6 protein-coding genes are annotated in these 9609 nt (G+C 66.1%); all 6 read right to left on the reverse strand.

What is annotated here, in order from left to right:
• Positions 1-256: 256 nt before the first annotated feature.
• Positions 257-2098, reverse strand: coding sequence for a major capsid protein (locus tag KDB67_RS06355; RefSeq protein ID WP_291013806.1), 1842 nt, complete (start codon positions 2096-2098; stop codon positions 257-259).
• A gap of 256 nt (positions 2099-2354) precedes the next feature.
• Positions 2355-2678, reverse strand: a complete 324-nt coding sequence (locus KDB67_RS06360; RefSeq protein WP_291013809.1) for a hypothetical protein — start codon at positions 2676-2678, stop codon at positions 2355-2357.
• Between the two features lie 40 nt (positions 2679-2718).
• On the reverse strand, positions 2719-5694 hold the full coding sequence (locus tag KDB67_RS06365; RefSeq protein WP_291013812.1) for an ADP-ribosyltransferase: 2976 nt from the start codon (positions 5692-5694) through the stop codon (positions 2719-2721).
• Between the two features lie 421 nt (positions 5695-6115).
• Entirely contained in the window at positions 6116-7702 is a 1587-nt protein-coding gene (locus KDB67_RS06370; RefSeq protein ID WP_291013814.1) for a phage minor head protein, read from the reverse strand.
• Positions 7703-7712: 10 nt separating this feature from the next.
• Positions 7713-8096 (reverse strand): hypothetical protein, encoded by a 384-nt coding sequence (locus tag KDB67_RS06375; protein ID WP_291013816.1) that lies wholly within the window; start codon positions 8094-8096, stop codon positions 7713-7715.
• On the reverse strand, positions 8093-9609 hold a 1517-nt coding region (locus KDB67_RS06380), incomplete at its 5' end, for a hypothetical protein (protein ID WP_291013818.1). The genes KDB67_RS06380 and KDB67_RS06375, both read right to left, overlap by 4 nt.

Below are 9609 nucleotides of genomic sequence, written 5' to 3' on the forward strand. Positions count from 1 at the left end.
GGCCTCCCCACCGGTAACGTCTGGGTGAAATCTTCAGGAACACGAATGTGCGACTCACCAAGGACCAAGAGTAACGCCTGGGCGTCCGGTGAAGGTGGCGGCCCACGGCGACAGGCCCGTCAGATGCCGTTCTGCCAATGCAGGTCCGGTTCGTGGACGATGTCGGCCACCGACAACAGCCCGAACCGGGGCGGGACCACGGTCGGTGTCGGGACGAGAAGCGGAGCCACGCGAACCCCCTTTCCTGGTCGGGGGGTTATGCGGGGACGCCGCCGTTGACGAGCACCTGCGCAGCCGCGGCCGCGCCACGCACACCCAGCGGCAGGGTCACGTTCAGCGACTCGTAGCCACGCTTGTGCACGAGCAGCTTCTCCTCCATGAACAGCCGCAGGTAGTCGTTGACCTTGGTGTTCTGCGAGTCGTACACCGAGTCGAGGTTGACGATCGGGCCGCGGCCACGCACGAACGTGCCGGCCGGGTACACCAGGGCATTCACAGTCGTCGGGAACGCGGTGATCGGGGTGACCGCACCGAATCCGGAGGGAACGCCGGTGAACGCGTCCTGCCAGTCGTACACCCACTGCACCCGCGCCTTGCGGACCGCGAAGAACGCGTCGATCTGGGCGTCGGACACCTGGTTGGGGTTGCCGTCGGCTGTGGTCCGCAACGCCAGATCCGACCGCAGCACCGTATGCACCCAATCGGGCATCACCACATCCATCCACATCGCCTTCGGCGCGCGGAACCCGTACCGCATGTTGGTGATGACCAATTCCAGTCCGTTGAGCACCGACGCGGTCGCTGACGGTCCGACCGCCGCAGACATGTCGTGCGGTGTCGACGCCGCGACCATTCGGGCGATCGTGGACGCGTTGATGCGGTGCGCGTGCACCGAAGTCACCTCCTCGACAGCCTGCTTGGTGGTTGCCGGGAACGCGTGGTCTTGCAGGTTGTCGACCACGATGCCCGAGTACACGACGTCCAGTCGGGTCTCGGTGTCGCCGGGGCAGGTCGGCCGGAAGAACACCTTCTCGGTGTTGGCGATGGCCTGGGCCTCGGTCTGGAAGATGCCGGCGTTACCTGCCCACACGGTGCGGAAGCTCAAGCCACCCATCGTGATGATGCCGCCGTGGGTGACAGCGATCTCCGGGACGTTGACCATGCCCTCGGTTGCGGTCGACAGTGACGGCAGCAAATCCCAGAGCCGGTCGGACGGTGCGCACCACCCGCCGGCGGTGAGGGAACCGCCGGGGAGGTTGGACTGATCGACGGCGTACGCGATGACGTCGTCATCGTTCTTGCCCGAAGCGACCAGTTCCGACGGAAAATTGTGATGGATTTGGGCGATGCGGTGACGGATGGTGACCGCCTCTTCGCCGTGTGCGCGGGGGGCCAGCTCACCGTTGGGCAGTCGCAGGCTGGTCGGCATCGCGTTGAGCCGGTCGGCGGCCGACGCGATCATCTCCTCCACCGTGAGCGGGTCACCGGCCGAATGGTCGTGAAGGTTGCCGGCCGCGGTGATCGTCGGGCCCCGCTGCTCGGGGCGCACCGGGGCAGGGGCTTTCGCCGCGATCCGCCCCAGATTGAACCGGCGCCGCGGCCCGGTCGCAGCGGCAGCGACAGCGACAGGCTCGGCGGGAGCGTCGACGGTGGCGGCAGGTTCGGGCTCAGCGGGAGCATCTACTCCGGCGGCAGGTTCGTCGTCGACGGTGTCGACCACCTCGGCGGGCGCCTCAGTGTCGAGGTCCTCGACGGCGCCCGGTTCGGGGTCCGCGGTGGTGGTTGCCGACAGCACCCGCGCCGCCAGATCGTCGCGGACCTCACGCACACGCGCCGACTCGGCCACCAGATCGGTCTGCACCCGCTGCGCCGCATCAGCAACGTCAGCGAGAAGTTCCAGTCCGAGAACCGATTCGGCGTCCTCGGGTTCGGCGGCGACGAGCGCACCGAACCGGTCGGCCACCTCATCGAGCAACGCCACCACATCGGCGCCGGTCACCCCGGCCTCGGTCAGCGCGGCAACAACCGCTTCCTGCCGCTGCGCGGGGGTGTCCCCCGACGCGACATCGAGCAGGGCCTGCAAATCCAGATCAGCCACCGGGGCCTCCAGTCTGAGAATCAAACCTCTCAGCCCGGCCCCAACCGCCAGCAGCTATCTACTACGGCCAGGATAACCCCAACCGTGCCAGTTACTTCGCCACCTGTGTGATCTGGGCGTAATGCCCGGCATGCTGCAACGCGTCCCGACGGGCCTCGGCCTCGGTCAGGAACCGCTTCACCGTCCCGTCCGGGCGATGCGACTCATGCACAATGATCCGCCGCGCCGACCCACCACAATTGCAGCCCACGATGACCTATTTCAAGTGCGCCGGCTTGAACGGCGCCTTCGCCAAATCGCCGGTGACGATGTCGAGGCCTTCGGTAAGAATGTCGAACGCCTCGGTAGCCGACTTACCGGCCGCATACAACTCGTCGCGACGATCGAGTAGCGGCCTCATTTCGTTGCAAGACAAGACAGCGATCACAGCGACCGCTGTCTTGTCGTTGGTCCACACCGTCAGGTCCAACTCCGGATCTATGACAGCCCACCGGCCCGGACCTTCGTAGGGCCAGCTGTCGTACCCGGGGATCACCGTATATCCGAGCGCCTGGTCCCTGAGCTTGTCTTCGCTGATCATCGCATCTCCTTAGATCACTCCACTATAGCTCTGACAACGGTCACGGCAGGTAGTCTGCGTCCACCTCCCACACCCCATTCACCTTCCGGATCCTCGTGATCTGGAAGGTCGCGTTCCGAGGTAGCAACGACTCCTCCTCAGACGGCAGAGTCGACAGGGGGTCCTGGTGGTTCACATCGCCGGCCATGTACACCGTCTTCGTTCCCGCCGGCGCCATGATACGAATCTGTACGGGGAAGTCCGAGGTGTTCATCGCAGCATCGGCCGACGTCGACGTCGACGTGTACGCATGGTTCGTCCACTTCGCGCCCACCAGGTGTGAGAGGTCATCATTCGGTCCGGTGATCCCCAACTGCGAAAACTCATGCCACCGGGTACCGCGCGACAAAAACACCGAATCAGCCAAAGGCGGCGCATCATCGAAACCCTGATCCAGTTGCTTAATCCGTTCCTGATACTGCTTGTTGGAATACGAGAACGTATGCCCGTCGTGGCTCTTGACCACGAGCGGATCACGAATCTTCGACGCGTCACCATCTGTTGCACGCAGCGCCGCATTCACCGACTGGTAGCCCGAATCGGTCGAATAGACCGCGAACTCGCCAGCAATATCAGCCGGCTTACCCTTCCTGCCACCCTGCTGGGCGTAGAAGTGCTCCCGGGCCTCCGCATCCGATCCGAACGTCGTCACACCCCGCATATCGCCTTCGGCGACGTGCGCAGCTGCCTTCCGCTGCCGCATCTCCACCTCGGCAGCCTCCGCATTCTTGAAGGCCGCCCTGTATGCGGCCTTCAACGCAGCCTTCTCGTCCGGTGACGCTTTACTTCCCGTCTTGAAAGCGTCTATATACGGCTTGAAGAGTGCGTCCCTGTCGGCTACCGCAGCCTCGTGCGCCTTGGCCGCATCGAGATACTCGTCGTCAGCCTTCTTCGCGGCTGCACGCTTGGCCGCGGGTGTGGGGGCGGCCAACGCCCTGGTCGCGTCGTCATGAGCCTTCTTCGCGGCGGACAGCTTCTGGTTCGCAGCCTTCAGGTTGGCGGCCGCTTGCTCCTTATCCTTCATAGCCGCAGAAAGCGAGGCCTCCGCGTTCACTAACTCCTTGACGGCCGCGGCCTCTTTCGCCTTCGCTGCTTTGTACCCGGCCGAGTTGGTGCCTTGCTTATTCATTGCTGCAGCGGTGGCTTGCTTTGCCTTCTTGACCGCCGAGGCCGCTTTCCCCTGCGCCGACCACGCCTGGTCCTCTTCGTGGACCATGTCCGTGTGGTGGTCCTGTGCTATCTGCTGGTCATTGATCGCCTGACCGTGGGCAGCCTTCGCGTCCTCGAATGCCTTCTGCGTCTTCGCCTCGTCCAGGGCAGCAGAGGGCGCGGCCTTGGCCGGGGCGACCTTCTTCGCTGGGGCATTCTTCGCCGCGGGTGCGGGCGCCTTCTTCGTGGGCGCCTTCTTGGCCGGAACCGCCTTAGCCGGGGCCTTCTGTTGCACCAGGTCTTCGATCACCCTCTTTGAAGCATCAACCTCGGCAGCCGACTTCTTCAACGCCGGTGTCGGATGCACCCCATCCTTCGGGTTGCCGTGCGCAATCACGTCCGCATCGTGGGCGTCCTTGATCTTCTTATGCGCCGCAACCGCTTTCCCAATCTCAGAATTAGCACCCTTACGTTTCGACAATTCCGCGAGCGCCGCATCATAGGCCGCATCATTCTTCGCATGCACATGCGAATTCGACAGCAACTCAACCAACTCGTGATCCTCATACGAGGACATATTGAGCGGCTTACCGTGCCCCTTCCCCTTCGGATGCCCCTTCGCCACAATCGGCGACCCGATCGGCAAACCGTACTTCTTCGCACCCGCCGGCGTCCGCACCCTGCGCACCGCCGCCACCAACGCATCCATGTCGATCCCGGCCGCAGACAAATCCACCGGCCCCACCAGGATCAGCGACCCCACCGGACGGCCATGCAACGCAGCCTCCCGCGCCGTGGACACCACCACCGACGCCGACGCGATCACCGCCCCGATCGCCGCCGCTGTCCGCGCCTTCACCCGCCGGGCAGCCTTCTGCGCCTTCGCGCGCGCCACCACATCATCAGCGACCCGATACCACTTGGCGCCGTCGGTCATCGTCCCGTCGTCATACAGCGCTTTACCGTTGGCGTAATCCACGATCTTCCCGCCACCGGCGCCCTTCGCCGGGAGCTGGTCCTCGTCGAGCCGATCACCGGGTTCGCCGGCGGTACGGGTCGGTGTGTCGGTGTCGACGACCTCCGCCTTCGCCGCGGCCTTCGGCTTGTCCTCACCAGACCCGCCCGGTTTCGGCCCGGCCACAGCCTTCGCCACGTCCCGGCCCGCGGCCTCCGCATACTGCCCGGCCCGCTCACGCACGTCATCGGCCGCCCGCCCGGCGTCCTTCCCTGCCCGGTCGAGCCGCGCCTTCACCTTCGTCAGGTCCGCGCGGATCAGGTCACCGACCGACACCCCGTACCGTTTCGCGCCGGCCTCAGTTTTCGCGCGCCGCTCCCCTGCGGCCGACAACGCCACAGTCAGCCGCCCGGTGGCCCGCACCCGCCGATCAGCGACCGCCGACGCCACCACCGCATCCAGGCGCCCCACCGCCCGGGCCCGCCGCTGCGACCGGGCCTGGTCAGCGACCTCGGACAGCCGTGCACGGGCGAGGACCGCGCGCGTGCGCCGGTCGGCAGCGGCCGCGACGAACGCCTCCAACTCGGCCGGGGTCTGCGGCATCTGAGTGGGATCGGGTGGCACCACCACCCCCGCCGCCACCAACGCCCCCACACCACCGGCCGCCACCAACTGCTCGGTCCGCGGCACCGGGAACCCGGGCACATTCACCGCGAGCGCCGCCACCAACTCCATCGTCCCGTTGATGGTGCGCCAATCACCGGACACCCCGGCGCGCCGCAACTCGTCGATCCGGTCCTGCGGGGTGCCGGGCACCAGGCGGCCGGACAGCCAAATGCCGTGCGCGTCCTCACCAGCCCGCACCGCCGCCACCCCGGTACCGGTGTTGTCGTAATGCGCGGCTGCGGTATTCGCGTCAATGTCCCGACTGATCGGTGCGTGACCGGTGCCGAGGGTGAGGGTGCCGACAGGCAGATCACCGTCAGCGGTGGTCACCACACCCTGATGGAAGTACTTGTATCCCGTCGACGACGACGGTGGCTGCACACACTGCCCGCCGTACCCGATATGGCAGGTGCCCCACGTCGCCAGATGCCCGAACACCCGCCCGTCGGCGGTGACCGTCAACGCGGTCGGCCCTGACAGATGCGGATCTGCGAAATCGTGGCGGTCATACACCACGCCGGCTGCGGTGATGGCATCGAGAACAGCGTTCACGGGGGGCTCCTGGGCAACCTCAAAGGGGTTGCGTCCGGCCCCACCCGCCAGCAACGCGCTACTTACGTCCCAGTATTCACCACAGTGCGTCTGGCAGGTGCTGCTCCTCGCGCCACGCCGGCGTCCCGAACCCCTTCGGCTTCAACGCCCGACGCCGTTTCCCGCCCGCGGTGAGGCCACGACGCCGATTCCGTTCAGCCTGCAGCACCTCCAGCAGATCGGTGTCCCCGACCTCGCGGGCGTCCTCGATCATCTCCCGCAGGTCGTCGTCGTCGAGATCACCGAGCAACGCGACCATCTCCGGATCAACCTCAGTGACATCCTCAGTCGATTCAGTGAGGTCGTCAGTGGATTCAGTGACCGGTTCAGTGAGCACCGACCGCCGATCCCACTCCCGATTCAACGCCTCATACAGTTCTGGGTCGTCGGCGAACACACTGCGGCCCAACGCCTCCAACAACTCATCATCGGAGTACCGCGAGAAGTCATCCAGGCGTGGCGCAACCGGGGCTTCCCGCTCATCGGTCAACTCCACCACCGGATCAGGAGGCGGCGCCGGCTGCCCATGATCCTCGCCCCGATCCTCCGGGTTCGCCGGCAACGCACGCTGCTCATCCTCAGCGACCTTCCGGATCGCCTCAGCGGCCTTGTCCGCGTCATCGGTCCCCAGACGTACACCGCCAGGACGGATTTCGCCTAGGCTGCCGTCCGGGCCTTGCAGGGCGTCCTGCACCGCATCAGCGTCGTACAGGATCATCGTGCACCGGCAGTTGATCGAAAGATGCCCTGGGCCTACCGGGTCGCCGGGAAAATCGAGCAGCCACCCCCCGACGCGGAACTTCCCACGCAACGGCACCGTCTGCCCGTCAGCGACCCTGTGCGCGGCCCTCGTCCTGGTGTCCTCGGTGGCCAACCAGCGCTTGTAGTAGGTGTCGCCGGTCGCCGCTTCCATCTCGATCGCCGCCGCCAACTGTCCCGAGTTGACCGCCCCGTGCGTCTCGGTGCGGGCGATCCGGCGGGCTTTCCACCGCCACTCCGACAACGACTCATCATGCGCCCGCCACAACGACCTCCGGCGGGCAGTCAACGATTCACGCCGCCACGCCGGCAGGTCCGGGTCGGCGAGCTTCCTGTCGACCTCGCCGATCTCGGCGCGCAGGGCTCGGGTGCCGGCGTCGATATTCAGGACGCGGCCGACGCGGTCGGTGACCTCCTCGATCGTCTCCGACTCCGACAACGCTTCCAGCAGCTCCGGGCGAAGTTCCTCGAACGCGCCCTCCGGCCAGATGCGTAGCCGGTCGGACACGGTCGCCAGGTATTCCTGCTGCGGCCGATACGAGCTGCCTGGGGTCGATTTGTGGATCGCGGCGAACGCCTCCCCGTACGCGATGGACACCGCGGGAAGCACGTTGTTGGCAGCGGACCGCCGCCAGTCGTTGTAGGCCGCCGACGCTGCGTCGACGGCGCGCGACGGGTGGTCGGGGTAGCCGGCCGATGTGACATTCACCTGAAACTGTTTGCGCTGTTTGTCACCTTCGCTGGTAGAGGCCATGACCTCGGCGAGAATCAGCACACGCACCGCGGCCAGCCAGTCCCGCATGGCGGTGACCACCGCCGCCTCCACACGCTCCTCCGCCCGCGCGAGACGTTTCTCGGCGGCCATCCGCAACAGCTCAATCGGCGGCTGCGGAGACAACCTGCACCTGCTCAAGATAGGCACGCAACGCAGCCGGATCGTGGACGGCCTGCCGCAGCAGCAGATCGCACACGTAGGTGTGGCATGCCAGCATCACCTGGTCGAGGTGCTCGATGTCGTGGTCGTCGAGCACCGATGGCAGACCCCACCACCGCCGGAACACCGCCGCCCACCGGTCGACCTCGGCCTGGGTGGGTGGCGGGTCGAGCACCAGATGTAGCCGATCATCGGCCACCCCCTGGTAGCGGGCCCGTTCGACCCGACCGCGGTGGTTGCGGATGGTGCGGGCCGCGGACTCGATCGTCAGGCGCACTGCAAGGTCGGCCGCGAGGAACACGCCGTCGACGTAGCGGTCGCTCATTGCGCCCACTCCGGGGTCGGTGGGGAGTTGTCCGGTGGCGGTGCTTGACCTTTCTTCCCCTCCGGTGCGGCCTCGGGTGCCGGTTCGGTCGCGGCGGGTTCGTCCTGCGCCGCCTCCCCCTGCCCGCCGCCCTTGCCGTCGTCGCCGAGGTCCAGGGTGATCCCGAGCGCCGGAAGAATCTTCGGCGCCAGATCAGTCCGCAACTTCAGCAGCTCCAGCAGCAACGTCCGTTCGGTTTCCTTCTCGTCGGGGGCGTCATCATCGCCGAACCCGTTCTCGCGGCGCACCACCGCCGCCGACACCAGATGCTTGTCGAACAGGGCCTGCGAATCCTTGGACCGATCGGGACGGATCAGGAGTTCGGTGGTGTCGAACCACACCTGATATTCGGCGGCGTCCGGCACGTTCTGCTCGTCGAGCAGCGGCCGCAGCAGGCCGACAGTGAGAGCATCAGCGATCGCCGAAACAACCGGCACCACACCAAACTTGACCTCCGATTCGCCAATTTCCCAGGCACTGTTCCCTGTGTAGGCAACCCGGCCGTTGCGACGCATCAACATCGTGTGGGTGTCGGCCGCAGTCGGGCACCAGACGGTCCCCGTGTAGTTCACAACGCTCATCGTGTTTGCTCGCGGCCGGTATCCCGCTCCGCGCGTAGACACAGTGATCCTGTGCTGGACGTGCTCTTGGAATCCCTGAACTTTGACCGATGTTCGGCTGGTTGCGTATCCGAGCAACAGGCAGGCATGCTCGAATGCATCGAGCATGGCGGGATCTTTCTGCCCGAGTACAGGATTGCGGCCTTGCATCATGTGTCCGTCGCCGCGGACAGCCGTCTCAACGAAAAGTAGTAGCTGCGCGTGCGTGAGGTCATCGATGAACGACGTGGGGACGATCCGGCCAGGCGCATGCTCCACGATGATCTCCGCAGCGGCAGCGTTGAGCTTGAACACGACCATGCCCTCAGACCCGGCCCCGCGTTCGATCTCCCGCCAACGCGGGACATTGTCCCGCGTCTTCGGATCTTGGCGCAGGTACTTGCCGACCTGCACGACGGACACGCCGACTCTCTCCGAGATTTCCCGCACAGACACACCGCCAGCGCGAAGCTCCCGCGCCTGCGCGCAACGTCGTACGGTCTCAGCGGTCGCGTACCGGCCGCCCTTATCCAGCCGGTCCGACGCCGGACCGAACAGGCGGGTAAGCGCCGCCCGGATACGGGCGCAGTTGTCTAGGTTCGCCGTGGCGGACTGGTAGATACCTACGGTCGGGGCTTTCCGGCCGGGACGTATCCCGGTTGTCCCCTCCGTGAAGTACCAGGCGACCAGCTCCACCAGCGCGTCGTCGTACTTGGCTACAGCCGATATTCCGGCATGTAGGGCGCCGCAGATGCACGCAAGGGCGACGTAAGCCGGTGTAAGGCCCATGACAGCGGTGCCGCGCATGGTTGTCGTCATGACAAATGACACGATCCCAACACCCGCCACGGCGGGAGACCTGGCCATCGAGGCCA

This window comes from Gordonia sp. (in: high G+C Gram-positive bacteria), from assembly GCF_020438995.1.
Lineage (GTDB): Bacteria > Actinomycetota > Actinomycetes > Mycobacteriales > Mycobacteriaceae > Gordonia.

Excerpts from the sequence above, each read along its gene's own strand:
- KDB67_RS06360 (WP_291013809.1), bottom strand. The coding sequence starts at position 2,678 with ATGATCAGCGAAGACAAGCTCAGGGACCAGGCGCTCGGATATACGGTG.
- KDB67_RS06370 (WP_291013814.1), bottom strand. The coding sequence starts at position 7,702 with ATGGCCGCCGAGAAACGTCTCGCGCGGGCGGAGGAGCGTGTGGAGGCG.
- KDB67_RS06375 (WP_291013816.1), bottom strand. The coding sequence starts at position 8,096 with ATGAGCGACCGCTACGTCGACGGCGTGTTCCTCGCGGCCGACCTTGCA.